Annotated in this window: 26 protein-coding genes; 17 read left to right on the top strand and 9 right to left on the bottom strand. The window is 62.9% G+C overall.

The genetic code is table 11. The annotated features are described in order from the left end of the window. Nucleotides 1-6: 6 nt before the first annotated feature. A complete protein-coding gene (locus ACLBXN_RS02165; RefSeq protein ID WP_211457635.1) occupies nucleotides 7-2,367 on the bottom strand; it encodes a DNA translocase FtsK in 2,361 nt (786 codons plus the stop codon). Between the two features lie 258 nt (nucleotides 2,368-2,625). Between ACLBXN_RS02165 and trxB the strand changes: the two genes are divergently transcribed. The 4 genes from trxB (at nucleotide 2,626) to ACLBXN_RS02145 (ending at nucleotide 5,182) form a co-directional block, all read left to right on the top strand. Then, complete coding sequence (gene trxB, locus ACLBXN_RS02160) at nucleotides 2,626-3,579, top strand: thioredoxin-disulfide reductase (protein WP_003058226.1); 954 nt, start codon at nucleotides 2,626-2,628, stop codon at nucleotides 3,577-3,579. Nucleotides 3,580-3,856: 277 nt separating this feature from the next. Beyond that, nucleotides 3,857-4,090: a 50S ribosomal protein L28 gene (gene rpmB / locus ACLBXN_RS02155; protein ID WP_003058229.1), complete on the top strand. Its 234-nt coding sequence runs from the start codon at nucleotides 3,857-3,859 to the stop codon at nucleotides 4,088-4,090. 20 nt (nucleotides 4,091-4,110) lie between these two features. Beyond that, nucleotides 4,111-4,281, top strand: coding sequence for a 50S ribosomal protein L33 (gene rpmG / locus ACLBXN_RS02150; RefSeq protein WP_003058233.1), 171 nt, complete (start codon nucleotides 4,111-4,113; stop codon nucleotides 4,279-4,281). Nucleotides 4,282-4,420: 139 nt separating this feature from the next. After that, the gene (locus tag ACLBXN_RS02145; RefSeq protein ID WP_343676146.1) at nucleotides 4,421-5,182 is read left to right on the top strand and encodes a hypothetical protein; all 762 of its coding nucleotides are present in this window, start codon (nucleotides 4,421-4,423) and stop codon (nucleotides 5,180-5,182) included. A 16-nt stretch (nucleotides 5,183-5,198) separates the two neighbouring features. On the opposite strand, the gene ACLBXN_RS02140 is transcribed toward ACLBXN_RS02145, so the two are convergent. After that, nucleotides 5,199-6,725 carry an aminotransferase-like domain-containing protein gene (locus tag ACLBXN_RS02140; protein ID WP_447610982.1) on the bottom strand — a complete coding sequence of 509 codons (1,527 nt, stop codon included), beginning with the start codon at nucleotides 6,723-6,725 and terminating at the stop codon, nucleotides 5,199-5,201. Nucleotides 6,726-6,922: 197 nt separating this feature from the next. Here ACLBXN_RS02140 and ACLBXN_RS02135 point away from each other — a divergent pair, with 197 nt between their 5' ends. After that, nucleotides 6,923-7,318 carry a hypothetical protein gene (locus ACLBXN_RS02135; RefSeq protein ID WP_447610980.1) on the top strand — a complete coding sequence of 132 codons (396 nt, stop codon included), beginning with the start codon at nucleotides 6,923-6,925 and terminating at the stop codon, nucleotides 7,316-7,318. On the opposite strand, the gene ACLBXN_RS02130 is transcribed toward ACLBXN_RS02135, so the two are convergent. Both ACLBXN_RS02130 and ACLBXN_RS02125 read right to left on the bottom strand, forming a co-directional pair. Continuing rightward, nucleotides 7,293-8,513: a DesA family fatty acid desaturase gene (locus ACLBXN_RS02130; protein WP_407715203.1), complete on the bottom strand. Its 1,221-nt coding sequence runs from the start codon at nucleotides 8,511-8,513 to the stop codon at nucleotides 7,293-7,295. The two genes, ACLBXN_RS02135 and ACLBXN_RS02130, sit on opposite strands and share 26 nt — an antisense overlap. A gap of 123 nt (nucleotides 8,514-8,636) precedes the next feature. Next, nucleotides 8,637-9,968, bottom strand: coding sequence for an RsmB/NOP family class I SAM-dependent RNA methyltransferase (locus ACLBXN_RS02125; RefSeq protein WP_447610979.1), 1,332 nt, complete (start codon nucleotides 9,966-9,968; stop codon nucleotides 8,637-8,639). A 140-nt stretch (nucleotides 9,969-10,108) separates the two neighbouring features. Between ACLBXN_RS02125 and ACLBXN_RS02120 the strand changes: the two genes are divergently transcribed. Next, a complete protein-coding gene (locus ACLBXN_RS02120) occupies nucleotides 10,109-10,366 on the top strand; it encodes a DUF1653 domain-containing protein (protein WP_447610978.1) in 258 nt (85 codons plus the stop codon). A gap of 51 nt (nucleotides 10,367-10,417) precedes the next feature. Here ACLBXN_RS02120 and purN read toward each other — a convergent pair whose 3' ends face one another. After that, a complete protein-coding gene (gene purN / locus ACLBXN_RS02115) occupies nucleotides 10,418-10,996 on the bottom strand; it encodes a phosphoribosylglycinamide formyltransferase (protein ID WP_447610977.1) in 579 nt (192 codons plus the stop codon). 86 nt (nucleotides 10,997-11,082) lie between these two features. On the opposite strand from purN, the gene ACLBXN_RS02110 reads away from it, so the two are divergent. From ACLBXN_RS02110 to ACLBXN_RS02095, 4 genes are all read left to right on the top strand, one after another. Further along, a complete protein-coding gene (locus ACLBXN_RS02110) occupies nucleotides 11,083-11,769 on the top strand; it encodes a YceH family protein (protein WP_043003407.1) in 687 nt (228 codons plus the stop codon). Nucleotides 11,770-12,003: 234 nt separating this feature from the next. Then, nucleotides 12,004-13,185, top strand: a complete 1,182-nt coding sequence (locus ACLBXN_RS02105; RefSeq protein WP_211457641.1) for an acyl-CoA dehydrogenase family protein — start codon at nucleotides 12,004-12,006, stop codon at nucleotides 13,183-13,185. 144 nt (nucleotides 13,186-13,329) lie between these two features. After that, nucleotides 13,330-14,445: an acyl-CoA dehydrogenase family protein gene (locus ACLBXN_RS02100; protein ID WP_211457642.1), complete on the top strand. Its 1,116-nt coding sequence runs from the start codon at nucleotides 13,330-13,332 to the stop codon at nucleotides 14,443-14,445. A 163-nt stretch (nucleotides 14,446-14,608) separates the two neighbouring features. Beyond that, nucleotides 14,609-15,103 carry a nucleoside deaminase gene (locus ACLBXN_RS02095; RefSeq protein WP_447610976.1) on the top strand — a complete coding sequence of 165 codons (495 nt, stop codon included), beginning with the start codon at nucleotides 14,609-14,611 and terminating at the stop codon, nucleotides 15,101-15,103. A 74-nt stretch (nucleotides 15,104-15,177) separates the two neighbouring features. On the opposite strand, the gene ACLBXN_RS02090 is transcribed toward ACLBXN_RS02095, so the two are convergent. The 3 genes from ACLBXN_RS02090 to ACLBXN_RS02080 all read right to left on the bottom strand — a co-directional run bounded on the left by ACLBXN_RS02090 (nucleotide 15,178) and on the right by ACLBXN_RS02080 (nucleotide 17,910). Further along, complete coding sequence (locus ACLBXN_RS02090; RefSeq protein WP_211457644.1) at nucleotides 15,178-16,125, bottom strand: bestrophin family protein; 948 nt, start codon at nucleotides 16,123-16,125, stop codon at nucleotides 15,178-15,180. 232 nt (nucleotides 16,126-16,357) lie between these two features. Further along, nucleotides 16,358-16,909: a 2-oxo-4-hydroxy-4-carboxy-5-ureidoimidazoline decarboxylase gene (gene uraD / locus ACLBXN_RS02085; protein ID WP_447610974.1), complete on the bottom strand. Its 552-nt coding sequence runs from the start codon at nucleotides 16,907-16,909 to the stop codon at nucleotides 16,358-16,360. 68 nt (nucleotides 16,910-16,977) lie between these two features. Next, the gene (locus tag ACLBXN_RS02080) at nucleotides 16,978-17,910 is read right to left on the bottom strand and encodes a LysR family transcriptional regulator (protein ID WP_447610973.1); all 933 of its coding nucleotides are present in this window, start codon (nucleotides 17,908-17,910) and stop codon (nucleotides 16,978-16,980) included. Nucleotides 17,911-18,040: 130 nt separating this feature from the next. Here ACLBXN_RS02080 and ACLBXN_RS02075 point away from each other — a divergent pair, with 130 nt between their 5' ends. Genes ACLBXN_RS02075 through ACLBXN_RS02060 form a run of 4 tightly spaced genes read left to right on the top strand, consistent with a single transcriptional unit; the run spans nucleotide 18,041 to nucleotide 20,799 of the window. Continuing rightward, entirely contained in the window at nucleotides 18,041-19,378 is a 1,338-nt protein-coding gene (locus ACLBXN_RS02075; protein ID WP_447610972.1) for an MFS transporter, read from the top strand. Between the two features lie 14 nt (nucleotides 19,379-19,392). Further along, a complete protein-coding gene (locus tag ACLBXN_RS02070; RefSeq protein ID WP_447610971.1) occupies nucleotides 19,393-19,908 on the top strand; it encodes a hydroxyisourate hydrolase in 516 nt (171 codons plus the stop codon). Nucleotides 19,909-19,951: 43 nt separating this feature from the next. Further along, a complete protein-coding gene (gene uraH, locus ACLBXN_RS02065; protein WP_447610970.1) occupies nucleotides 19,952-20,287 on the top strand; it encodes a hydroxyisourate hydrolase in 336 nt (111 codons plus the stop codon). A gap of 23 nt (nucleotides 20,288-20,310) precedes the next feature. After that, nucleotides 20,311-20,799, top strand: coding sequence for a nucleoside deaminase (locus tag ACLBXN_RS02060; RefSeq protein ID WP_447610969.1), 489 nt, complete (start codon nucleotides 20,311-20,313; stop codon nucleotides 20,797-20,799). A 65-nt stretch (nucleotides 20,800-20,864) separates the two neighbouring features. Here ACLBXN_RS02060 and ACLBXN_RS02055 read toward each other — a convergent pair whose 3' ends face one another. Then, a complete protein-coding gene (locus tag ACLBXN_RS02055; RefSeq protein ID WP_167006034.1) occupies nucleotides 20,865-21,422 on the bottom strand; it encodes an HNH endonuclease in 558 nt (185 codons plus the stop codon). 182 nt (nucleotides 21,423-21,604) lie between these two features. On the opposite strand from ACLBXN_RS02055, the gene ACLBXN_RS02050 reads away from it, so the two are divergent. From ACLBXN_RS02050 to lspA, 3 genes are all read left to right on the top strand, one after another. After that, complete coding sequence (locus ACLBXN_RS02050; RefSeq protein ID WP_343676120.1) at nucleotides 21,605-22,666, top strand: bifunctional riboflavin kinase/FAD synthetase; 1,062 nt, start codon at nucleotides 21,605-21,607, stop codon at nucleotides 22,664-22,666. Nucleotides 22,667-22,771: 105 nt separating this feature from the next. Further along, nucleotides 22,772-25,627: an isoleucine--tRNA ligase gene (gene ileS / locus ACLBXN_RS02045; protein WP_447610968.1), complete on the top strand. Its 2,856-nt coding sequence runs from the start codon at nucleotides 22,772-22,774 to the stop codon at nucleotides 25,625-25,627. 117 nt (nucleotides 25,628-25,744) lie between these two features. Then, nucleotides 25,745-26,201, top strand: a 457-nt coding sequence (gene lspA, locus ACLBXN_RS02040; RefSeq protein ID WP_447610967.1) for a signal peptidase II, incomplete at its 3' end; no start/stop codon positions are given.

Genomic DNA, 26,201 nt, shown 5'->3' with positions numbered 1-26,201 from the left:
CGCGGCTCACTCGCTGCGAGCCGGAACTAGAACATCGCGCTGCCCACTGGATGTGAGCGAGCTGACCAGGCCGGCCTTTTCCATCTGCTCGAGCAGATTGGCCGAGCGGTTGTAGCCGATGCGCAGTTTGCGCTGAACATAGGAAATGCTGGCCTTGCGGTCCTTCAGCACGATTTCGACGGCCTGATCGTACAGCTCGTCCTTTTCGCCGCCGCCCTCGCCATCGTCATCGCCACCCTCGCCGTCGACAGAACCGCCTTCCAGGATGCCTTCGATGTAGTCAGGATCGCCCTGTTCCTTGAGATAGCTGACCACACGGTGCACCTCGTCGTCGGAGACAAAAGCGCCATGCACGCGAATCGGCAGACCGGTGCCGCTGGCCATGTACAGCATGTCACCCATGCCCAGCAGGGTTTCGGCTCCCATCTGGTCCAGCACGGTGCGGCTGTCGATCTTGCTGGAGACCTGGAAGGCAATACGCGTTGGAATATTGGCCTTGATCAGGCCCGTGATCACGTCAACGCTGGGGCGCTGGGTCGCAAGAATCAGATGAATGCCGGCCGCCCGCGCCTTTTGCGCAAGGCGGGCGATGAGTTCTTCGATCTTCTTGCCCACCACCATCATCAGATCGGCCAGCTCGTCGATCACGATGACGATGTGCGGCAGGCGCTGCAGCGGCTCGGGCTCCTCGGGCGTCAGGCTGAAGGGGTTGGGAATCGACTCCTCGCGCGCCTTGGCCTCGTCGATCTTGCTGTTGTAGCCGGCCAGATTGCGCACACCGAGCTTGCTCATGAGCTTGTAGCGGCGCTCCATCTCGGCCACGCACCAGTTCAGGCCGTTGGCCGCCTGCTTCATGTCGGTAACCACAGGGCACAGCAGATGGGGAATGCCTTCATAAACCGACATTTCCAGCATCTTGGGGTCGATCATGAGCAGACGCACATCGCGCGCCTCTGCCTTGTAGAGCAGAGACAGAATCATGGCGTTGATACCCACGGACTTGCCCGAGCCGGTCGTGCCGGCAACCAGCACGTGAGGCATCTTGGCCAGATCGGCGACCACGGGATTGCCCACGATGTCCTTGCCCAGTCCCATGGTCAGCAGGCTCTTGGCATCGTGATAGACCTGCGAGCCCAGCACCTCGGACAAACGGATCGACTGGCGCTTGGCATTGGGCAGCTCCAGCGCCATGTAGTTCTTGCCGGGAATGGTCTCGATCACGCGGATCGACACCAGGGACAGCGAACGCGCCAGATCCTTGGCCAGATTGACGATCTGCGAGCCCTTGACGCCCGTGGCGGGTTCGATCTCGTAGCGCGTGATCACAGGGCCGGGCATGGCCGCAACCACACGCACTTCCACGCCAAAGTCCTTGAGGCGCTTCTCAATCAGCCGGCTGGTCATCTCCAGCGTCTCGGCAGACACCAGCTCCTGGCGCTGCTGGGCCTGGTCCAGCAGATCCACCTGAGGCAGCTTGCTGTCGAGATGATCGGTGAACAGCGGCTTCTGTCGCTCCTTGACCACCCGGGCGCTGGGCTGGCTGGCCTCCTGCAGCACGGGCTCGATGATCTGCACCGGCTGGTGCACCGGTGCCGTGATCGCGCCCTCGGTTCGGTCAAACACCACTTCCTCGCGTTCACGGGCGGCTTTCTTGCCCGCCGAGACATCCTTGGCAATTTCGCGGCGCTCACGCCCGAACTGCACCATGCCGTCCAGGCGCGCGCCCAGGCCCTCGGCCAGCTTGCCCCAGGAAAAGCCGAACACCATGGCGGCGCCCAGCACGAACAGGCAGATGCCGATCAGGCCCGAGCCGGCAAAACCCAGCCACTTGAGGGCGTTGAAGCCCATCATGTAACCAAACACGCCGCCAGCGGGGCCAGGCAGCAGATTCTCGAAACGGTACAGCCGCGTCCATTCCAGCGCGCAGCTGGCAATCATCAAAATGGCCAGACCGCCCCAGAACAGAAAGCGACGACGCCACAGCGGCATCAGCGCCAGAGGACTGCCATCCTTGTTCACCCCGCCACGCATCCAGCGCACTAGCGATGTCACCCAGGTCTGCACGGCGGCCAGCACCAGCCACCAGATGGACATGCCGAAGCCGAAGTAGCAGGCATCGGCCAGCCAGGCGCCCACACGGCCCATCCAGTTGTGCACAAACGGCCTCTGTCCGGCGCCCGAGGTGGACCAGGCTGCGTCTTGCGGCGAGTAGGTGAACATGGCCATGAGCCAGAACACCAGTGCCAGCAGGCCGATCAACAGCAAAACCTCCTGGCTGAAGCGAATCACTCCATAGCGCGGAGCGGCAGCGCGGGATTTTGATTTGCTGGAAGAAGACGCGTTCGAAGCGTTCAATGTATATGTCATACGCAGGCGCAAGCTTACCTTAGGCCCTTATCCAAGCGGTACATTCGGCCAAGACGATCGCTCAGCGTAATGCAAGCACATGCAACAAAACAGCCATACGGCAGCCCGATTCGCTTCATCACTATCATTTTTAACAATTCCGGTGATTAAAAACCGCTGCACGCGCAGACCTTGATCCGGAGCGATACTCCCACATCTTTCCAATGTTTTCATGACCGCGCGCCGGTTGTCGGCCTGCTTTTTCCAGAGTTCCGCTCCATGTCCTCTACCAAACACGCACAAGTTCTCATCCTGGGCTCCGGCCCTGCCGGCTACACCGCCGCCGTCTACGCCGCCCGTGCCAATCTCAAGCCTCTGCTGATCACCGGCATGGCCCAGGGCGGCCAGCTGATGACCACCACTGAAGTGGACAACTGGCCTGCCGACGTCATGGGGGTGCAGGGCCCCGAGCTGATGCAGCGGTTTCAGGAACATGCCGAGCGCTTCAAGACCGAAATCGTTTTCGACCACATCAACCAGGTCGACTTCTCCAAGCGTCCCTTCACCCTGACCGGCGACAGCGGCGTCTACACCTGCGACTCGCTGATCATCGCCACCGGCGCATCGGCCAAGTACCTGGGCCTGCCTTCCGAGGAAGCCTTCATGGGCCGCGGTGTCTCCGCCTGCGCCACCTGCGACGGCTTCTTCTATCGCGAGCAGCCCGTCTGCGTGATCGGCGGCGGCAACACGGCCGTGGAAGAGGCCCTGTATCTGTCCAATATCGCCAGCAAGGTCACCCTGGTGCACCGCCGCGACAAGTTCAAGGCAGAGCCCATCCTCGTGGACAAGCTGATGGACAAGGTCAAGGAAGGCAAGATCGAGCTCAAGACCCACTTCACCCTGGATGAAGTGCTGGGCGACCAGAGCGGCGTGACCGGCATCCGCATCAAGAGCACGCAGGACGGCCACACGGAAGAGGTCAAGCTGCAAGGTGCCTTCATCGCCATCGGCCACCACCCCAACACCGACATCTTCCAGGGTCAGCTGGAGCTGGAAAACGGCTACATCGTCACTCAAGGCGGCCTCAAGGGCTTTGCCACACAGACCAGCGTGCCCGGCGTGTTCGCCGCCGGCGACTGCCAGGATCATGTCTACCGCCAGGCCATCACCAGCGCCGGCACTGGCTGCATGGCGGCCCTAGACGCCCAGCGCTTCCTGGAGCAGGAATCCTGATGACGCCAGGCCGCTTCGGCGTCTGAGCGACTGTTAGCGCATGTTCGGCGCAAAAGCCCTTGGGTTTGGCCAGTTTTGGCCAGCACCAGGGGCTTTTTTGCGAGAACGCTATAATCGCAGACTTTGCTGAATTCCAGGTTCGCGCTTTACCGTGCTTCGGGACTTCCGCAATCGGGCTACCGCCACCCATTACAAACTGGCGAGGTGAGGTTGTCGGCACCTCCTGCTCCTGCAGGATTCCAGAGCCGGCGGCCGATTCAACTATCGGAGTGTCCCAATGGCACGCGTATGTGAAGTTACGGGCAAGAAGCCCATGGTGGGCAACAATGTTTCCCACGCCAACAACAAGACCAAGCGTCGTTTCCTCCCCAACCTGCAATACCGCCGCTTCTGGGTGGAGAGCGAAAACCGTTGGGTGCGCCTGCGCGTTTCCAGCGCTGCTCTGCGCCTGATCGACAAGAACGGTATCGACTCCGTGCTCGCAGACATGCGCGCTCGTGGCCAAGCTTAATTTCCTGAAGGAGAAACACCATGGCTGCTAAAGGCGGACGCGAAAAGATCAAGCTGGCTTCCACTGCTGGTACCGGTCACTTCTACACAACGACCAAGAACAAGAAGACGATGCCTGAAAAGATGTCGATCATCAAGTTCGACCCCAAGGCTCGCAAGCACGTCGAGTACAAGGAAACCAAGCTGAAGTAATTCGGCCTGTTTCTTGAAAAACCGCCTCACGCAAGTGCAGGCGGTTTTTTTATGCCTTCGCCATGCCTGTCACGGTGCAAGAACTGGCGCCGCGAGCATCCCTATACTGGACACTTTGCAACGAACAGGGATGGATCACATGAATCACAAGACGCTGAGCACATTGCTTTTTTCGCTTGCCGTGTCGCCAGCCGTCTTCGGCCAGACATTCATCTGCCCCACGGGCCCCGGTCCCGGCCAGCGCCAGGTCGGCATGACAGGCGGCTCACCGGGTCTGGCCTCCGTGCCCGTCTGCGAACAATTCAGCAGCTCCGCGCCTGCCGCCCCCCAGCGCGCCGAACCCTCCCCTGCCGATGCCCTGGGCAGCCTGGCACGCGGCCAGCTGGAGCTGCTGCGCGAAGGCCAGGAGCTGATCAAGGAAGGACAGAGAATTGCACAAGACCCGCAGTACCAGAAGCTGCGCAAGGGCTACTGGATGTTCTCGCATGACGAGAAAAACCCGCGCTCGGGTCTTGGATGTGCGGCGATTTTTGGCAGCATGTCCGGTGCCGTTCAGCTCTCGGGCCCCACGGCCAAGCACGACGGTGCCCTGCTGACCTTTCTGGGCATGGACATTCCCCAGCCCGCCAGCCCGCGCAAGATCAGAACCACGCTGACCCAGAACCAGGATCGCCCCCAGGAGGTCGGCGCCATCAACTACACCATGTCCGGTGGCAAATGGGGAGCCATCGTCTACGCACTGGGCGGACCCGAGGCGCTGGTCAAGGAACTGGGGGAAGAGGAGGAATCCCGCTTCAAGGTCTCCGTGGAAGGCAAGGAAGTGATCAGCACCTTCTACAAGGAGGGCAGCAAGGCCCGTGATTTCCTGCGCCAGTGCATGGCCGGTCAGCCAACCAAGTAAAGGACCTCGGCCAACGCTAGCTGCGCGGATTCTGCCCCAGCTGCCGGCAGGCCATCGCGCCCAGATCCTGCATCGCCCTCTCCATGAGTTCGTCGACCGGATGGGTGCAGGCCAGCCGCATGCAGTGCTCATACCGACCGGAATTGGAAAACATGCTGCCCGGCGCAATACGTATGCCGCGCGCCAATGCGGCCGTGAACAAATCCGACGTGGACATCTGCGCAGGGAACTCCAGCCACAGGCACAGGCCGCCGCCCGGCAGGCTCATGCGCGTGCCCAGCGGGAAATGGCGAGCCACCAGTCTGGCCATGGCCTCGCGCTGGCGCTTGAGTTGCTGCCTGAGCTTTTCCAGACTGCGCTGATGGGTGGGTGAGCCCAGAACCTCGGCCACGACCAGTTGCCCCAGCGTCTGGGTATTGCGGCTTTGTGCAAATTTCAGCATCTGGATACGCCCATGCCATTGGCCGCCATTCATCCAGCCCTGGCGCAGACCCGGCGCCAGGCTTTTGTTGAAGGCCTGGCAATAGATCACATGCCCGGAGACACTGTCCCAGGCCTTGAGCGGCTTCACCGACAGCCCTTCGACAAACAGGCCATAGGAGTCGTCCTCGATCAGCGCTGCCCCATGGGCTGCGCACAGGGCCACGAGTCTGGCCTTTTTTTCATCCGGCATGCGCGCGCCCAGGGGCATTTGCAGATCCGGCACCACCACCACGGCCTTCAGGCGCGGCTGAGTCTGAAAGGCCAGCTCCAGCGCCTCGATGGACATGCCGGTGCGTGGGCTGCAGGGAATCTCCAGCGTTTTCAGCTGCAGGGACTCCACCACCTGCAGCAGGCCGTAATAGGTTGGAGACTCGACGGCCACCGTATCCCCGGGGGATGCCACGGCAGCCAGCGCCAGACTCACCGCTTCGGAATTGCCGGTGGTTGCAAGCACATCGGCAGGCGCCACACGGATACCGGAGGCCAGTGCCCGTCTGGCCATGGTCTGCTGAAACAGCGGGTGATTGCCCTGATTGGCCAGCAGTGAGCGCCCCTGCGAGAGCAGGGTCGGATGCTCGCGCAGCAGCCTGGTGACAGTCTTGTTCAGATAGTGATGATCGAACAAGGAAGCAGGCGGCGTGCAGCCGCCGATGTCCATATAGACCTCGGCCTGGCGGCCGCGCTCGAGCAACAGCGAAATATGCTCGTTGATGCCCACGAAATGCGCATGTGCGCCGGGAGCCAGCGGTTGGCTCAGGTCCGGCTCGCTGGTCAGAGGGATATCAGCCGCTCTCGTCGCGCACACGAAGTAGCCCACACGGGGCCTGGCCTCCAGACAGCCCTGCGCCTCCAGAAAACGCAGCACCTGCAAGGCAGTCGAGAGGCTGATGTCATGCCGCGCCATCAGCTCGCGCACCGACGGCATGCGCTCCCCGGGTTTCAGGCTCCCCAGCTCTATGGCTGTGCTGTAGTGCGCGGCCAGCCGTTGATACAGCGGCAGCAGCACATCGCTTGCCGCATCATCGACAGGCTGTGATTCGGAGATGGTGGAAGTCAGCATGATGAAAAAACGCAGGGCCGGACAGGCATCATGCCAGCAAGCTCTGTTCTGCAACAGATACAGATTGTCAGCAAATACGGCAGAACAGATATACCGGAATCTGAGCTGCTACGCCTGCACAGAACGCTTGCTGTGCCTGTTCTGCCAAGCCGCTCTTCCCTACGCTTGAGGGCCTGAATCACAGACCCCCAGCCACCATGTCACAGCCGGACCTCACCCCGAAAACACATAGTCTCAACAGCGGCCAAGCCGCGTCGCTGCTGTTTGAACCAGGCAGCGAACTGTTCTGCCAGCAAGGGCCGCTGCGTCTGGCCATAGGGCCGCTGAGCTTTACCGACAATCACTTCGGCCAGCTCATGGTGCTGCAAACCGGGCAAAGCTGGCGTTGCCCCAGCCGCACCTGGGTGCAGCTGAGCACGCCGGCGGGCGCGGCCTGGATTCAATATCCGGCGGCACGGATACAGCAAAGCCGCCCCCGCCCGAGCAGGGCAGCGAAGCGGCTTGAAGAGGGAAAAGGCCTGAGCTTCGCGCTTGCCAGAATCTGGCAGCAGCTAGGCAAGCTCGCCCTCAGACGTGGGCAGCGCGCAGCTTGACGGAGAAATCCTTGAGTGCCGCAATGCCGCTGGCCTCGGCCCGCTGACACCAGGCCTGCAGCTGGCTGGTCAGTTGCTCGCGGCTCAGGCTGGTGTTGAGCCACAGCTGACGCAGCTCTTCGCGCATGACCAGCATCTGGTCAATCACCGGGTGCGCAGCGCGCGCCTGCGCCAGCTGGCCCTGGGCACGCTCGGGCACCTTGTCGGCATCGCGGTGCAGCCAGCGTTGCACGCCCTTGAGCAGGGAAACATCCGACTTCTGCGCCTGCTTCTGCTTGAGCAGATCCAGCTCGTGCTGAACCGCCGTGCGCACGCCGCGCGCATAACGGGCCATGACCTCGTAGCGATTGGCAATGATGGCTTCCAGCGTCAGCTCGTCAGCCACGGGCTTGACGGCGCCCATGCGCAGGCGCGGCGGGGTCTTCTTGACCTTGGCCCAGCCCAGCTTCTGCATGAGGCTGATATAGACCCAGCCGATATCGAACTCGTAGGGCTTGACGGAGAACTTGGCCGAAGTGGGAAAGGTATGGTGGTTGTTGTGCAGCTCTTCGCCGCCGATGATGAGGCCCCAGGGCACCAGATTGGTGGAGGCATCCGTCGCCTCATAGTTGCGATAGCCCCAGAAATGCCCCACGCCGTTGACCACGCCCGCAGCCCAGAATGGAATCCAGACCATCTGCACGGCCCAGATCGACAGGCCGATCGCGCCGAACAGCGCCACATTGAGGATGAGCATCAGCGAAGGGCCCATCACCGAATGGCGATAGATATTGCGCTCCATCCAGTCGTCGGGCGTGCCGTGACCGTATTTCTTGAGCGTTTCCTCGTTCTTGGCCTCGGCGCGGTAGAGTTCGGCACCTTCGCGCATCACCTTGGCCAGACCGCGCGTCTGCGGGCTGTGCGGGTCATCCACGGTCTCGCACTTGGCGTGGTGCTTGCGGTGGATGGCCACCCACTCCTTGGTCACCATCCCCGTGCCCAGCCAGAGCCAGAACCGGAAGAAATGCGAGGGAACAGGTCCCAGATCCAGCGCCCGGTGCGCCTGGCTGCGGTGCAGAAAGATCGTGACGCCCGCAATCGTGAAATGGGTGGTGATCAGGGTGTAGAGCAGCAGTTGCCACCACGACAGATCCCACAGGCCATTGGCCATCCAATCCACGACGGCATTCCAGATCGAGGCTATATCCAGCGACATAAATAACAAAGCCTTTGGCAAAAAACCGTACTCACCCGATAAGCACGGTCGTGCCATTTTAGGCGAGACGCCGACCGATCTGCTGCCGATTTCCCGGCAGCAGATACCGGATTTGCACCGAAGTTACGCCTTTTTCACCCAAACAGCGGCGAAAAATCCGTCAGTCTCGTGCTGGTGCGGCCACAGGCGCAGATAGCGCCTGCCTTCGTCACCGCCGCTGCAGAGCTTGTCGCCGTCGGCAATCTTGAGCTGCTCCAGCACCTCGCCTGCGTCCAGCGGAACGAACTCAGGGTGAGCGGCGCTGAAGGCTTCGGCAATGGCTTCGTTTTCCTGCGGCAGGATGGAGCAGGTGGCATAGATCAGACGACCGCCGGCCTTGACCAGACGGGCGCTGCTTTCCAGGATGGCCGCCTGTTTCTGCGTCAGCTCCTGCACGGCCTTGACGCTCTGGCGCCACTTGAGGTCGGGGTTGCGGCGCAACGTACCCAGGCCCGAGCAGGGAGCATCGACCAGCACGCGATCGATCTTGCCGGCCAGGCGCTTGACGCGCTCGTCGCGCTCGTGGGCAATCGCGGCAGGGTGCACATTGGACAGACCCGAGCGCGCCAGACGCGGCTTGAGCGCATCGAGGCGGTGGCCCGAGACATCGAAGGCATACAGACGACCGGTATTGCGCATGGCCGCGCCAATGGCCAGGGTCTTGCCGCCGGCACCGGCGCAAAAGTCCACCACCATTTCGCCGCGCTTGGCGTCCAGCATCAGGGCCAGCAGCTGCGAGCCTTCGTCCTGCACCTCGATGGCGCCGCGGTTGAAGGCATCGACCTTGGCCAGCGCAGGCTTGCCGTCCACACGCAGACCGATGGGCGAGAACGGTGTGGGCTCGGCCTTGATGCCGGCCTTTTCCAGTTCCTTGCGCAGATCGGAGCGCTTGTCGTTGAGCGTGTTGACGCGCAGATCCAGCGGAGCGGCATGCTCCATGCTGGCAGCCAGTGTCCAGAACTCATCGCCCAGCTGGGCCTTGAGCGGCTCGACCAGCCATTCGGGCAGATTGTGGCGGTGCGCCTCCATCAGCTCTTCGGGCTTGACGCCGTCGCAGGCGGCCAGCCACTTGAGTTCCTGGGGCGTCAGCGCGGCCTTGATAAAGGTCTCGCTGTCCTGGCCGTCCTTGTTCTTGACCTTGCCTTCCTTCTTGGCCTGCTCGCGCAGCACGGCGGCAAAGCCCAGAATGGCCAGCCGGCGCTCGCGTGCGCCGCTGCCCGAATGCGCGAGCGCTTCGAACAGCAGCTTCTTGCGAAGCACGGTGTAGACGGTTTCAGCCAGGGTGGCACGCTCGCGCGGGCCCAGATAGCGGTTTTCGCGGAAAAAGCGGGACACCACGGCATCGGCCGGGTGTTCAAATGTCAGGGCGCGCTTGACGAGTTCAGAGCAAGCGTCGAGAAGGGCTTTGGGATGCATGGGCGCAATTGTCCCACTCTCGCCCTGGCCCTGGCTGGCACCAGAAATCTATGACGCCGGCCTGCTCCAAGCGATTCATAGTAAAAACAGGCTCCAGCCCTTTTCCTTCAAGCGCTGACAGCTCATATTTTTAAAGCATCATGTCCGATCACGATCTGCCTGCACTCATCACCACCGAGCCCGGTCTCTACGAACACTGCAAAGGCATGCGCTATGAAGTCATAGCCACCGTGCGCCACAGCGAGACGCTGGAGCCCATGACGCTTTACCGCGCGCTCTATGGCGAGCATGGCCTGTGGGTGCGCCCCGCGGCCATGTTCAACGAGACGGTGGTGATCGACGGCGTGGAGCAGCCGCGCTTTCGTCGCCTGCCTGTTGATCCGAAAGAATCAAGCTGAAATCAAGCTCAATCGCCTACCCGACAAGCGATTGCAGCTATCAAATCTGAATCAACCCTTGATCAGATTGAGCACGGCCTGCGGATAGATGATGTGCTCCTGCTCCAGCACGCGCGCGGCCAGCAGCTCGGCGGTGTCTCCTTGCAGCACGGGCACCACGGCCTGCTCCAGGATGGGGCCCACGTCGAGCTCGGCCGTCACGCGATGCACGGTGCAACCCGCAAACTTGCAGCCCGCATCGATCGCACGCTGATGGGTGTGCAGACCGGTGAACGCTGGCAGCAGCGAGGGATGGATGTTGATCAGCCGGCCCTCATAGTGCGCAACAAAGCCTGGCGTCAGAATGCGCATGAAACCGGCCAGCACCACCAGAGCGGGCGCATGACGATCGATGACCTGCGCCAGCTCGGCATCAAAGGCCTCGCGGCTGTCGAACCGCTTGTGATCCAGCACCTCGGTGGCGATGCCGTTGTCCCGCGCGAACACCAGGCCTTGGGCATCGGCCTTGTTGCTCACCACGGCGCTCACGCGGGCGTTGTACTGCTTTGCCCAGTTCTGCTGCTGGGATGCACGCACAATGGCAGCCATGTTCGAGCCGCCGCCCGAGATGAGGATCACGATGTTTTTCATGGGCGGCGATTGTCGCATTGACGGACAAACCCTATCGGGTTTGCACCAGTTCCTGTGCGCAGCCCTAAGACTTTCGAGGAGATCCCATGCCGTTTGACCCACGCAACACCCCTTTGAGCGCCATCGAAGCCCGCGTTCTGGCCACGCTGATGGAAAAGGCCCGCACCGTGCCCGACAGCTATCCGCTCACGCTCAACAGCCTGGTCACAGGCTGCAACCAGAAGTCCAGCCGCGACCCGGTGATGGAGGTCAGCGAGGGCGAAGCCCAGGAGGCACTGGACAGCCTGCGCCTCAAGACCCTGTCGGTGCAGATCAGCAGCGTGCGCTCCACGCGCTGGGAGCACAACTTCCCGCGCGGCATTGGCGTACCCGACCAGTCCGCCGTACTGCTGTCCCTGCTGATGCTGCGTGGCCCCCAGACCGCTGGCGAGCTGCGCATCAACTCCGAGCGCTGGCACCGCTTTGCCGACATCTCCTCGGTCGAAGCTTTCCTCGACGAACTGCGCGAGCGCAGTGAAGAAAAAGGCGGTCCGCTGGTCGTGCAGCTGCCGCGCGCGCCCGGTGCCCGTGAACAGCGCTGGGCCCACCTGCTTTGCGGCCCGGTGGATGTCAACGCCCTGGCAAGCACCAGCAGCGCCAGCACAGGCGGCAATGCATCGGCCCTGCAGCAGCGAGTGGATGCACTCGAAGCCGAAGTCGCCCAGCTGCGCGCCACCGTGCAGATGCTGTGCGAATCGCTGGGCGTGGAGCCGCCTGCTGCCCCGGCTGAATAAACCCAGACAGAAATTGATAGCTGCCAGCGTTTATCCAGAAAGCGCTGGCGGCCTGCTTCATTGCAAACCACCCTCCAATGCCAAAAACTGGCGCGCGCCAAGCAAAGGAAGGCTGGCAGGTGCAGCCGCTCAGAAGGTGCTCATCCCTGGGGTTTCCCACCATTTGTCGCAACCCGGACAGCCAGAAAAAGAACGTGCGTGCTACAAATCTCCAGCATTTGCAGGAGACAACGCATGGACTTGGCATTCACCCCTGAAGAACAGGCTTTTCGCGAAGAGATCCGCAGCTGGGTGCGGGCAAATCTGCCCGAGGATATTGCGCACAAGGTGCGCAACGATCTGCACCTGACTCGCGACGACATGCAGCGCTGGGCCAAGATTCTGGGCAAAAAAGGCTGGCTCGGCTACGGCTGGCCCAAGGAATTCGGCGGCCCCGGCTGGAGCGCCGTACAAAAGCATCTGTTCGAGGAAGAATGCGCACTCGCCGGCACGCCGCGCATCGTGCCCTTCGGCCCCGTGATGGTGGCTCCGGTGATCATGGCCTATGGCACGCCGGAGCAGCATCGGCGCTTTCTGCCCGGCATCGCCAGCGGCGAAGTCTGGTGGAGCCAGGGCTATTCGGAGCCCGGCTCGGGTTCGGACCTCGCCAGCGTCAAGACCCGCGCCGAACGCGTGGGTGACAAATACATCGTCAACGGCCAGAAGACCTGGACCACGCTGGGCCAGTACGGCGAGTGGATCTTCTGCCTGGTGCGCACCAGCAACGAGGGCAAGCCCCAGACCGGCATCAGCTTCCTGCTGGTTGACATGAAGTCGCCCGGCGTGACCGTGCGCCCCATCAAGCTGCTGGACGGCTCGCACGAGGTCAACGAGGTCTTTTTCGACAATGTGGAAGTGCCTGCCGACCAGCTGATCGGTGAGGAAAACAAGGGCTGGACCTATGCCAAGCACCTGCTAAGCCACGAGCGCACGAACATCGCCGATGTGAACCGTGCCAAGCGCGAGCTGGAACGCCTCAAGCGCATCGCCAAGACCGAAGGCGTCTGGGAAGACCAGCGCTTCCGTGATCAGATCGCCTTGCTGGAGATCGATGTGATCGCGCTGGAAATGCTGGTGCTGCGCGTGCTGTCGGCCATGAAATCGGGCAAGAACCCGCTGGACATCGCCGGCCTGCTCAAGATCAAGGGCAGCGAGATCCAGCAGCGCTACTCCGAGCTGATGATGCTGGCCGCCGGCCCTTATGCCCTGCCCTATATCCAGGAAGCCATGGAAGCCGGCTACCAGGGCGAGTTTCCTGGCGACGTGCTGGGCAATGCGCCGCTGGCCGCGACCTACTTCAATATGCGCAAGACCACCATCTATGGCGGCTCCAACGAGGTGCAGCGAAACATCGTCGCGCAGACGGTGCTGGGCTGATTCGGAACTGGCGGCAGCGCGGATATTTCGCTTGCGCGAACACGCACTGCTACCCCGTGCCCCCTCCGGGAGGGGGTTCTTGCTAGAGCTTCGCTGAATGTGATGGTGCGCAAAGCGCACTCGCTTCAGCAGCAGGAGACAAATATGGATTTCGATTTTTCCGACGACCAGCAGCAACTGCGCGATGCCGTGGCCCGCTGGGTGGACAAGGGCTATACCTTCGAGCGCCGCCAGAGCATTGCCAAGCAGGGCGGCTTCTCGCGCGAGGTCTGGAACGAGCTGGCCGAACTGGGCCTGACAGCCCTCACGGTGCCCGAGCAATATGGCGGCCTGGGTCAGAGCGCGGTCGATGTGATGGTGGTCATGGAGGAGCTGGGCCGCGGTCTGGTGATGGAGCCGCTGACCCAGGCTTTCGTGGCCTCCGCCCTGCTCGGCCAGTTTGGTGACGAAGCCGTCAAGCAAGCCTGGCTGCCCCGTATCGCCAGCGGTGAAAAGCTGGTGGTGCTCGCATCGCAGGAGCGCAAGGCGCGCTACCAGATTGATGTTTGCGCGGCAAAAGCCTCCAAATCCGGCGATGGCTATACGGTAGATGCTAGGAAAAACATTGTTCCTGCAGGCGACCAGGCCGACGCCTTCATCGTGCCGGCACAGCTTGACGGCAAGATTGCGCTCTTCCTCGTCGAGAACGGCCGCGAGGGCGTGAGCAGCAAACCCTATGCCACCCAGGACGAAGGGCGCGCGGCCGATCTGGTCTGCCATGGGGCATCGGCCACCCTGATCACCACCAACGGCGTGGCAGCCCTCACCCTGGCACAGGATGTGGCCAATGCCGCGCTGTGCGCCGAAGGTGTGGGCGTGATGGAACAGACGCTCAAGCTCACCACCGAGTACATGAACCAGCGCAAGCAGTTCGGCGTGGTGATCTCCAGCTTCCAGGCCCTGCGCCACCGCGTGGCCGACATGAAGATGCAACTGGAGCTGGCACGCTCCATGAGCTACTACGGCACGCTCAAGCTGGTGGCGCCCGCCGAGGAGCGCCATGTCGCCATCGCCCGCGCCAAGGTGCAGCTGGGTCAGTCCATGCGCTATGTGGGCCAGCAGGCCGTGCAGCTGCATGGCGGCATCGGTGTGACGGACGAATATGTGGGCAGCCACTATTTCAAGCGCCTGACACAGATGGAGATGACGGGCGGCGACACCTTGCACCACCTGGGCACTGTATCGGCCCATATGCAGGACAGCGCCGGCGTCTTTGCCTGAAAGCCTGCATCAACATTCATCAAAATCACGGCAACTGCATTCAACCCAAAACTAAAAGTCAACAGCACGCTTCGGCGTGCTGTTTTGCTTCCTGCATGCACTATGGGCCCTATCGCTCTTCCTATGATTCTTGCGCCACTCACAAGAATCAAAGGAGACATGCATGAGCAAGCAAGACAGCGAAAAGTATCTGCTGGAGTCCATCCGCCTGGCCATGGGCAATGTCAAGGGCCGCGAATCCGCGACCTGGCCCTTCGGCGCCGTGCTGGTGCGTGACGGCAAGATCCTGGCGCGCGCCGTCAACCAGGTCGATGATCTGTGCGATCCCACGGCCCACGCCGAGATGCAGGCACTGCGCATTGCCGCCAAGGCCCTGGGCAGCACGGATCTGTCTGGCGCTGTCATGTATGCCAACGGCTATCCCTGCTCCATGTGCCACACAGCCATGCTGCTGGCCGGCGTGAAGCAGGTGTATTTCGCCTACTCCAACGAAGACGGCGAGCCCTACGACCTGTCGGCTGCGCGCGGCTATGAGGAACTGGCCCGCCCCGAAGGCCGGCGCGAGCTGCCCGTCATCGGCCACCGCGTGCGCGATGCCGGCGAGGACCTGTACCAGGCCTGGCAAAAGGCCGTGGACGAGGATCGCGCCACGGTCTAGGCGACATTGGAGCCAGGCGCTATCAAAAACAAAGCCCTGAATGATGAGTTCAGGGCTTTGCATTGCGGAGAGTCTCAGGTCAGCAGATAGTCCACCGGCTTGAGCGGCGCCGGCACCTGGGGGTCGCCCAGCGACTGACTGAGGCTGATCTCGATGCTGCGGCAGATGCTGTCCAGCGCCAGATCGTTGCTTTCCATGCCGAACGGCTCCTCCAGCTCATCCCCCAGCACATCGAGGCCGTAGAAGGTATAGGCCACGATGGCCACGACAAACGGCGTCATGAAGCCCGTGATGTCCACCAGACCGAACGGCAGCAAAAAGCAGTACAGATGGGCCGTACGGTGCAGCAGCAAGGTGTAGGAAAACGGAATCGGCGTGTTGCGGATGCGCTCGCAAGAGGCTGCGGCCGTCGTGAAGCCGTTAAGCGTGCGGTCCAGCTCCACGGCCAGGCAGGGGTCTATGCGTCTGTCGCGCACGCACTGCCCCAGATCCTGGCCCATGGCCAGCATCAGCGCATCGGTGCGCTGATTCAGCGGCAGCAGTTGCAGGCGCTGCCACTCGGCATGGGTCAGCCACTGCTGGGCTGCCACATCGTCCTTGAGGCCGCGCAGCTGGGCCCGCAGTACATGAGAAAAAGCCACGGCCCGGTGCACCATGCGCACCCGTACATCGTTGGCCCGCTGGCGCGGGTCCACGGGGTGATCGAGTTCGATCAGGCTCAGGCACTGGCGCGCCAGCGTGCGTGCATAGATCACGATCTCGCCCCAGAGCTTACGGCCCTCCCAGTAGCGCGCATACGCGGTGTTGTTGCGAAAGCCCAGAAAAATCGCCAGCGGCAGACCGATCAGGGTGAACGGAATCGGCGTGATGGGAATCTTGGTGTGAAACAGCGTGCCATGCGCAACGGTGACGATGATGGCCAGCACGATATTGACGGCGAGCACGCCTTTGATGCGTTGCAGCACCGAGCCCCGGACAATCCACAGCAGCTTGAAGCCCGACGGGCGATCTCTGACGATCATGAAAACGAGAAATGAGGTCTAAACCCGAATTCAATCACAAGCATGCGGGGATTTCAGCCAGCGCAGAGAACTCCCACTGCGGCAGTAGGCAGCCTGGGCCGCGCCAGCGCACGCCATGCGACATCCGCAGTACATGGGCCCCTCCCCCGATATACGGTGCCAACCAGCCAGAAAACATAAGAGGCATAAGAAAAGCCCCGCATCGCGGGGCTTGGACGGTGATGCGGGGCGCTTAGGCAGTCTGCAGGCTGCCAGCACTCACGCGTTGCGACAGGCGCAGACGGCTGATGAAGCCGATCTGGCGCAGGGCTTCGGCGAACTCCTGCTCGGTGCCGCGCTCGGCACGCGAGGCTAGCTCGGCAAACAGGCCGGCGCGCGTGTAGTGGCGCACGCAGGCGATGAAGGGAAAGCCATGGCGCGTGCGATAGGCCTGGTTCAGCTCGGCCAGGCGCTCTCCCTGCTCCTGCGCCAGATCTCCCAGCCCCGCGCTTTGCTGCTCCTGCTGCGAGTCAACGGTCAGCGTGCCGGAGCGCACGGCACTGACCGACAGCTCGGGGTGGCCACAGAGAAAGCGCAGGGTCTGCTCGCGCGGGCTGCCATGCACGGCGGCCAGCATGGCCTGGTGCAGTGCGTCCAGGCTGGCGAAGGGGCGCTGCTGCGCGGCCGCCTCGGCCACCCAGGGGGCGTATTCGAAAACCTCGCCGAGCGCGGCCGCAAAGGCCGCCTGCGTCATGGTGTTGAGCTCGTCGAGCGAGGGGATGGAGGAGGTAGTGGTGCTGGTCATGAGGCCAGTGTAGGAAGCGCGTTTCCCGCCTCACAGTGCTGGCTTGTTATAGCCCGTATAGCAGCCGGCTACGTCGATGTCGTCAACACCTGCGAGGCCTGATTGAGCAGAGCGCGCAGCCAGATGTGGGAGGCATCCCGGTGCCGGGACGAATGCCAGAGCTGGTAGAAGCGCATGACGCGGTTGCCCATGGGCAGAGGCACCATGGCCAGCGGCAACCGCCTTGCGTGGTAGGCCGCGAAATGGCGGCTGGTGGTCAGCAGCAGGTCGGTGCCCACCAGCAGGTCCGGCGCCATCGAGAAATGCGAGCATTGCACGCGGCCGTCACGGCTCACGCGCATGGTGCCAAGACTGCTCTCCACCACGCCGCGCTGATCGGGCGAGTAAGGCGTGAACACCACATGCGCGGCCTGCAGATAGTGCTCGGCCGTGAGCCGGCCCGGCTGCGCCAGAGGATGCTTTTCATCGAGCAAGCAGACCACCTCGTCCTCCAGCAGCGTGGACATATGCAAATGCTCGGGCGGACTCGGCCAGTTGCCGATGACGATATCCACCTCGCCGCTTTGCAGGGCCTGCTCGTAGTCGAAGTTCTGGCCAAGCGGCAGCAGGACCAGTCTCGCGCCCGGCGCCTGCGCGCGCATGAGCTGGACCACGCGCGCCATGAAGGGCGGCGCCAGATAGTCGGGCATGGCGATGGTGAAGCGCAGCTGGGTGGTCTCGGCCACAAATTCCTTGCCGACGCTCAGCAGACCGTCGATCAGCCCCAGCGCCGCACGTGCCTGCTCCACCGCCTGAAGCGCGCGTGCCGTCGGCACCATGCGGTTCTTGTCCCGCACCAGCAGCGGGTCGTTGAAGATGGCCCGCAAGCGCCGCAGCGCCGCGCTGATGGCCGGCTGTGACTGATTGAGGCGTATTGCCGCGCGCGACACGCTTTTCTCGCTGATCAGGGTGCACAGCACGCGCAGCAAATAGGTATCGAACGGTTCTTCGCTGCGAGACACGTGTTTTCCCTAGAGATATGCATTTTGCTATGCGGCTCATAGCAGGCGCTTAGTTTCGCATATCGCCACAAGTCGCGACCATGCAAGTGTCCGCAAACCCAACAACAAATTTCCGAGACAAGGACTTGCCATGAGTGCTCATCATGTGCCGATCAGCGGCACCGCTGCTTCCGTCGATCAGGTCGACGTCACCTATTCCAAGATTTCCTGGCGCCTGCTGCCCTTTCTGGGCGTGCTGTGGGTGCTGGCCTGGCTGGACCGCGTCAACATCGGCTTCGCCAAGCTGCAGATGCTCGACGACCTGAAGTTCAGCGAAGCCGTCTACGGCCTGGGCGCCGGCATCTTCTTCATCGGCTACTTCCTGTTCGAAGTGCCGTCCAACATGTTGCTGCAGAAGATAGGCGCCAAGAAGACGGTGATGCGCATCACCATAGGCTGGGGTCTGATCTGCATCCTCCAGGCCTGGGTGACGACACCGACCCAGTTCTACATCCTGCGCTTTCTGATGGGCGTGTTCGAGGCCGGCTTCTACCCTGGCATCATCCTCTACCTGACCTACTGGTATCCGTCCAAGCGCCGCGCCAAGGCCTTTGGCACCTTCATGTCGGCCTCGGCCATCGCCGGCGTCATCGGCGGCCCGCTGGCCGGCGGCATCATGACCTGGGCGGCGGGCGCACACGGCATGCACGGCTGGCAATGGCTGTTCATCATCGAAGGCATCCCCTCGGTGCTGGCCGGCATCTTTGCCTACTTCTACATGACCGACCGTCCCGAGGAAGCCAAATGGCTCACCGATACGGACCGCGCCGTCGTGCGCCAGCAGCTCGAGATCGACCAGAAGGCCCAGGGCGAACGCCACAGCGACTGGCGCACCCTGTTCGGCAACCCCATGGTGTGGCTGCTGATCGCGGTGTTCTTCTGCCTGCTGTGCGCCAACTCCACGTTGACCTTCTGGATTCCCACCGTGATTCGCGAAGCGGGCTTCACCTCGCCCATGCAAGTGGGCTGGATCGCCGGTGCCGCCTATCTGCTCGGCGCGGCCGGCATGATCATCAACGGTCGCCACTCCGACCACCGTGGCGAGGTGCGCTGGCACTTTGCGGGCTCTGTCCTGCTGGGCGCCGCAGGCATGCTGGCCCTGGCCGTCACCATGGGCATGGACAGCATCCCCGTGATCGTGGCGCTGACGGCCATGGTCCTGGCACTGGTGGGCACCATGAGTGCGATTCCCGTCTTCTGGCAGATGCCCAATATGCTGCTCAGCGGCGGCGCAGCTGCCGTGGGCGTCGCGCTGATCAACTCGGTGGCCAATCTGGCCGGCTTTGGCGCCCCTTATCTGATGGGCGTGATCAAGGCCTCTACCGGCAAGGTCGCTCCGGGCCTGTACCTGGTGGCCATCGTGGAAGCGCTGGCAGCGGTTCTCGCTATCGCCTTCGTCGCCCGCATCCAGCGCCGCAAGAACGCCTGAAGGAGTCATCCCGCATGCATTCCACACCCACATCAACCCCGTCGCGCCGGCAGTTCGCACTCTCGGGCCTGGCGCTCGGCGCCTCGGCCCTGACGGGCACACACGGCGCACTGGCCGCCGATAAGGCCCCGGTAGCGCCCGCCCAGGCCACCGGCCCCATCGTGCTGCATGGCGTCAGCCCGCGCCTGACCATGCATGCCGTGGACACCTTCCATGGTTCTGCGGCCACGGGCTTGCGCATCGACTTCTCGCGCTTCGACGGCGAGACCTATGTGCCGATACGCAGCTTTGTCGTGAATGCCAACGGCCGCGCCGACGAACCGCTGTTGATCGACGACAGCTACCGCAGCGGCCGCTACGAAATGCTGCTGCACGTGGACGAGTACTTTGCGGCCAAGGGCGCCAGGCTGCCGCGCCCGGCCTTTCTGTCCAAGGTGCCGGTGCGCTTCCAGATCGTGAACACGGCAGAGCGCATCCACCTGCCCATTCAGTTCGGCCCCTGGAGCTACACCTACTCGCGCGGCAGCTGAGCCGCCATACCCGCGCTCTATCGCAACCCACCGAAAGACCACCATGGCAGGCATCAGCACCCATGTACTCAACCTCACCAACGGACGTCCCATCGCCGGCATGCGGGTGGAACTCTACGATGTGGCGCAGACCCCGGCGCAGCGCCTGAGCAGCACCCGCACCAATGCCGACGGCCGCACCGACACCCCCATGCTGCCCGCCGCCGCGGCCCGCACCGGGGACTTCGAGCTGCGCTTTTACACGGGCGAGCATTTCAAGGAGCCCACGGCGCTGTCGGAAGAAGTGCTGGTGCGCTTTTCCATCTTCGACGCGGCCCAGCACTACCACGTGCCCATGCTGTGCTCGCCGTGGTTCTTCAACACCTACCGCGGCAGCTGATTTTTACCAAGGAGAACGACTCAATGAACAATGAAAACGACAGCGGCAAATACCTGCTTGAATCCATCCGCCTGGCCATGGGTAATGTCAAGGGCCGCGAATCCGCGACCTGGCCCTTCGGCGCCGTGCTGGTCAGGGACGGCCAGGTGCTGGCGCGCGCCGTCAACCAGGTCGACGAGCTTTGCGACCCTTCGGCCCACGCCGAGATGCAGGCCCTGCGCATAGGGGCCAAGGCCCAGGGCAGCACCGATCTGTCGGGAGCCGTCATGTATGCCAGCGGCTACCCCTGCTCCATGTGCTACACGGCCATGCTGCTGGCCGGCGTGAAGCAGGTGTACTTCGCCTACTCCAACGAAGACGGCGAGCCATACGACCTGTCGGCCGCGCGCGGCTATGCGGAACTGGCCAAGCCTGAAGACCAGCGCGAGATGGCACTGATCGGCCAGCGCGTGCGCGATACGGGCGAAGATCTTTACGAAGCCTGGCAAAAAGCCGTCGCCACCACCGCCTGATCTCCTGCCCGCGTCCTCTCTTCACAGCCCCGCGCGTTCCAGCCCGGGGCTTTTTTCATGCCTTTTCAGCTGCGCCAGCGCGATCCACGCGGCACATGGGCCACGAGAAACTCCATCTGGTCGGCCAGAATGCGGCGGTTTCTCAGGATGAAATCCTCCCACAGCGTGGGCGTGTAGGGCGTGTAGAGCAGCGGCATGCGGGCCTGCTCCGGCGTTCTGGCCCCCTTGCGGTGGTTGCAGGCGCGGCAGGCCGTGACCAGATTCATCCAGCTGTGCTGTCCGCCGGTGCTCACGGGGACAATGTGCTCGCGAGTGAGATCGCCCTCGTGGAATTGCCGCCCGCAATAGGCGCAGACACAGCGGTCGCGTGCAAAAAGCTTGCCGTTCGTCAGCCCCGGCAGCAACTCGTGCGGGTTGATGTTCGGCATGCCCTTGGTGCCGATGATGGAGTTGATGTGAATGACTGACTGCTTGCCGGTCACCGCATTGTGGCCACCACGAAAGCAGGCGATTTCGACACCGGCTTCCCAGCGCACCTCTTCTGCTGCGTAATGCAGCGCCGCCTGCTCCAGCGTTACCCAGGACTGCGGCAGCCCCTGGGCTGTCAGCTTCAAGACTTTCACAACCAGCCTCCATACAGTCAAACATCGACCACGGAAAACGGACAAGCGTCTTGGCGCTTTTGGGCACACTCATGCAGCCTGCACGGCTGCCTGATTTGAAGCAATATACTCTGAAACTATGTCAAATTGACGGCTTGTGTCGCATGCATCGGCGCCAGTTGCTATAAAGAACGAAGCAGTCCATGAAGATTTTCCGCGGTATCAATCATCCCGGCCTGGCCCCGGCCTGCGCTGTGACCATTGGCAATTTTGATGGTGTACACCGGGGACATCAAGCCATGCTGGGCCTGCTCAAGGCCGAGGCAGCCCAGCGCGGCATCCCCAGCTGCGCCATGACCTTCGAGCCGCACCCGCGCGACTACTTTGCCAAGAAGCTGGGCAAGCCTGAGATGGCCCCGGCCCGCGTGGGCACGCTGCGCGACAAGCTCAGCCAGCTCGAGGTCTGCGGTGTCGATCAGGTCGTGATCCTGCCCTTCAATCAGGCTCTGGCCAGCCAGAGCCCTGAAGACTTCATTCAGGATGTGCTGATCTCGGGCCTGGGCGCCAAATACGTGCTGGTGGGCGACGACTTCCGCTTTGGCGCCAGGCGCGCCGGTGATTACGCCATGCTGGACAACGCCGGCCAGGCCCTGGGCTTTGATGTGGCCCGCATGAACAGCTATGAAGTCCATGGCCTGCGCGTCTCCAGCACGGCCGTGCGCGAGGCGCTGGCCGCCGGCGACATGCTGCAGGCCGCCAAGCTGCTGGGCCACCCCTATCGCATCTCTGGCCATGTGGTGCACGGTCGCAAGCTGGGCCGCAAGCTGGCCGAATCCCAAAGCGGAGCCGAGGACGGCTTTCGCACGCTGAATCTGCGCTTCGACCACTGGAAGCCTGCCGCCAGCGGCATTTTTGCCGTGCTGGTGCATGGGCTGACGGACAAGCCGCTGCAGGGCGTGGCCAACCTGGGCGTGCGCCCCTCGCTGGACCCCAACGACATCAACGGCGGGCGGGTGCTGCTGGAGACCCACTGTTTCGATTGGCCCGCCCAACTGGGTGGAGAAGGTGCCTACGGTAAAATCATCCGCGTGGAACTTCTGCACAAACTGCACGACGAGCTGAAGTATGACAGTCTCGATGCCCTGACGGTCGGCATCGCCAAGGACTGCGATGACGCGCGCGCGTTTTTCGCCTCGGCCCACATACCGTCCCATACCTCGTCGCACACAGAGACTCGTCGCCAGACCACGCGCGACCGAATTTGACGCTCGCTGCTCGCACGTCCCAGGCGCAGCAGCGCACTGGCGCTCACCTCACCATTCACGCCCAGGCAGAACTGCCCGGGCATTGCATTGCTTTCAAGGTTTCCCATGTCTGATTCGAAGTCCAACAAGCCCGAAGCGTCCGCCTACCGCGCCACGCTGAACATGCCCGACACTCCCTTCCCCATGCGCGGCGACCTGCCCAAGCGCGAGCCCGCCTGGGCCAAGGAATGGGACGACAACGGCATCTACAAGAAGCTGCGCGACGCCCGCAGCGGCGCGCCCAAGTTCATCCTGCACGACGGCCCTCCTTACGCCAACGGCAAGCTGCACATCGGCCATGCGGTGAACAAGATCCTCAAGGACATGATCGTCAAGAGCCGCCAGCTCGAAGGCTTCGACGCGCTCTATGCACCAGGCTGGGACTGCCATGGTCTGCCCATCGAGAACGCCATCGAAAAGCTGCATGGCCGCAATCTGCCGCGCGACGAGATGCAGGCCAAGAGCCGCGCCTTTGCCGCCGAACAGATCGAGCAGCAGATGGTGGACTTCAAGCGCCTGGGCGTGCTCGGCGACTGGGACCACCCCTACAAGACCATGAACTACGCCAACGAGGCCGCCGAGCTGCGCGCCTTGAAGAAGGTGATGGAGCGTGGCTTTGTCTACCGCGGCCTCAAGCCCGTGTACTGGTGCTTTGACTGCGCCTCCTCGCTGGCCGAGTTCGAAATCGAATACGCCGACAAGCAAAGCCAGACCCTGGACGTGATGTTCCCCTCTGCCGAGCCGGCCAAACTGGCCGCAGCATTCGGCCTGGACAAGCTCGACAAGGAAGCCTTCATCGTCATCTGGACGACGACAGCCTGGACCATCCCTGCCAACCAGGCGCTGAACGTCAACCCCGACCTGGAATACAGCCTGGTGGAGACCGAGCGCGGCCTGCTGATCGTGGCCTCCGCCCTGGTCGAGAAATGCCTGGCCCGCTGGAAGCTGGAAGGCCACGTGCTCGCCACTGCCAAGGGCGAAAAGCTCGACCACATGCCCTTCAAGCACCCGCTGGCCCATGTGGACAAGGGCTTTGACCGCATCTCGCCCGTGTACCTGGCCGAATACGCCACCGCCGACGACGGTACCGGTATCGTGCACTCGGCCCCTGCCTATGGCGTGGACGACTTCAACAGCTGCATGTCCAACGGCATGGACTACAAGCAGATCCTGAACCCCGTGCAGGGCAACGGCGTGTACGCGGCCGATCTGCCCATGTTCGGCGGCCAGCATATCTGGAAGGCCGTGCCCGTCATCCTCGACGCCCTGAAGGTCGCGGGCCGCCTGATGGACACCACCACCATCAGCCACAGCTATCCGCACTGCTGGCGCCACAAGACGCCCGTCATCTACCGCGCCGCCGCCCAGTGGTTCATCCGCATGGACGAAGGCGAAGGCGTGTTCACCGATCCCGCGCAAAAGCCCGAGAAGACCCTGCGCCAGATCGCGCTGGATGCCATCGAGCAGACCAACTTCTACCCGCAAAACGGTCAGGACCGCCTGCGCGCCATGATCGCCGGCCGTCCCGACTGGTGCATCTCGCGCCAGCGCAGCTGGGGCGTGCCCATCCCCTTCTTCCTGCATGTGGACACTGGCGCCCTGCACCCGCGCACCATGGAGATCATCGACCACGCGGCCGCCATGATCGAGCAGGGCGGCATCGAGGCCTGGAGCCGCGTCAGCACCGAAGAGATCCTGGGCACCGAAGAAGCCAAGAGCTACACCAAGAGCACCGACATTCTGGAAGTCTGGTTCGACTCCGGCTCCACCTTCTGGCATGTGCTGCGCGGCACCCACCCCGAGCACCACCACGACAAGGGCCCCGAGGCCGACCTCTACCTCGAAGGCCACGACCAGCACCGCGGCTGGTTCCACAGCTCGCTGCTGCTGGCGTCGGCCATCTTCGGCCGCGCGCCCTACCGCGGCCTGCTGACCCATGGCTTCACCGTGGACGGCCAGGGCAAGAAGATGTCCAAGTCGCTGGGCAACACCGTGGCCCCGCAGGACGTGTCCAGCAAGATGGGCGCGGAAATCATCCGCCTGTGGGTGGCCTCGACCGACTACTCGGGCGACCTGGGCATCGACGACAAGATCCTGGCCCGCGTGGTGGACGCCTATCGCCGCATCCGCAACACGCTGCGCTTCCTGCTGGCCAACACCAGCGACTTCGACGCGAGCAAGGATGCCGTGGCCTACGGCGAGATGCTGGAGATCGACCAGTTCGCGCTGGCCCGCTCGGCCCAGCTGCAGCAGGAAATCCTGGCCCACTACAAGGTCTACGAGTTCCACCCCGTGGTCGCCAAGATCCAGCTGTTCTGCTCCGAAGACCTGGGCGGTTTCTACCTGGACGTGCTCAAGGACCGCCTCTACACCAGCGCCCCCAAGAGCCTGGCACGCCGCTCGGCCCAGACCGCGCTCTACCAGATCACCCAGGCGCTGCTGCGCTGGATGTCGCCCTTCCTGTCCTTCACGGCCGAGGAAGCCTGGAAGATCGTGGGCCACAGCGAATCCATCTTCCTGGAGAAGTTCACCGAGCTGCCCGCCGGCGACGAAGGCCTGCTGGCCAAGTGGACGCGCCTGTGCGAGATCCGCAACCAGGTCAACAAGGACATCGAAGTGGTGCGTACCACCGGCGCCGTGGGCTCGTCCCTGCAGGCCGAAGTCACGCTCACGGCAGAGCCCGAAGACCTGGCCCTGCTGCAAAGCCTCAAGGACGATCTGAAGTTCGTCTTCATCACCTCGGCAGCGACTGCCGTGGCCGGCGATGCCCTGACCACCACCGTGAAGGCCAGCGAACACGCCAAGTGCGAGCGCTGCTGGCATTACCGCGAAGACGTGGGCGTGAACCCCGAGCATCCCTCGATCTGCGGCCGCTGCGACAGCAATCTGCACGGCTCGGGTGAAGTCCGCACCAAGGCTTGATCCATCAAAAAGTGAGCTGCCAGCGCCTGCTGGCAGCCATTTTCAGCATTGATTTATGCTGAAATCCTTTTGAATCAAGCGCTAACCGCTATCAAAAAACCTTAGCAAAGAGCTGCCATGAGCAACACCCAGACCTCCTCCGCAGGCCTTGGCCGTATCTGGCCCTGGCTGCTGTGGGCGCTTGTCATCATCGGCGTGGATCAGATCACCAAGCAGATGATTTTGAGCCACTACCAGTATGGGGACTGGACTCCCATCACCGGCTTCTTCAACATCGTGCGCGCGCACAACACGGGCGCTGCCTTCTCCTTTCTTGCGGGCGGCAGCGGCTGGCAGCGCTGGTTGTTCGTGGCCATAGGCGTGATTGCCACCGTGCTCATCGTCTGGCAGCTGCGCAAGCACCCCGGCGAGAAGATGTTCTGCCTGTCGCTGTCCAGCATCCTGGGCGGGGCCATCGGCAATGTGGTGGACCGCCTGCAGCACGGCTATGTGGTGGACTTTCTGGACTTCTACTGGGGCAGCAGCCATTTCCCGGCCTTCAACGTGGCCGACATGGGCATCACCCTGGGGGCCA

Source organism: Comamonas sp. C24C, assembly GCF_053345995.1.
This window is presented reverse-complemented; position numbering and strand designations above follow the sequence as displayed.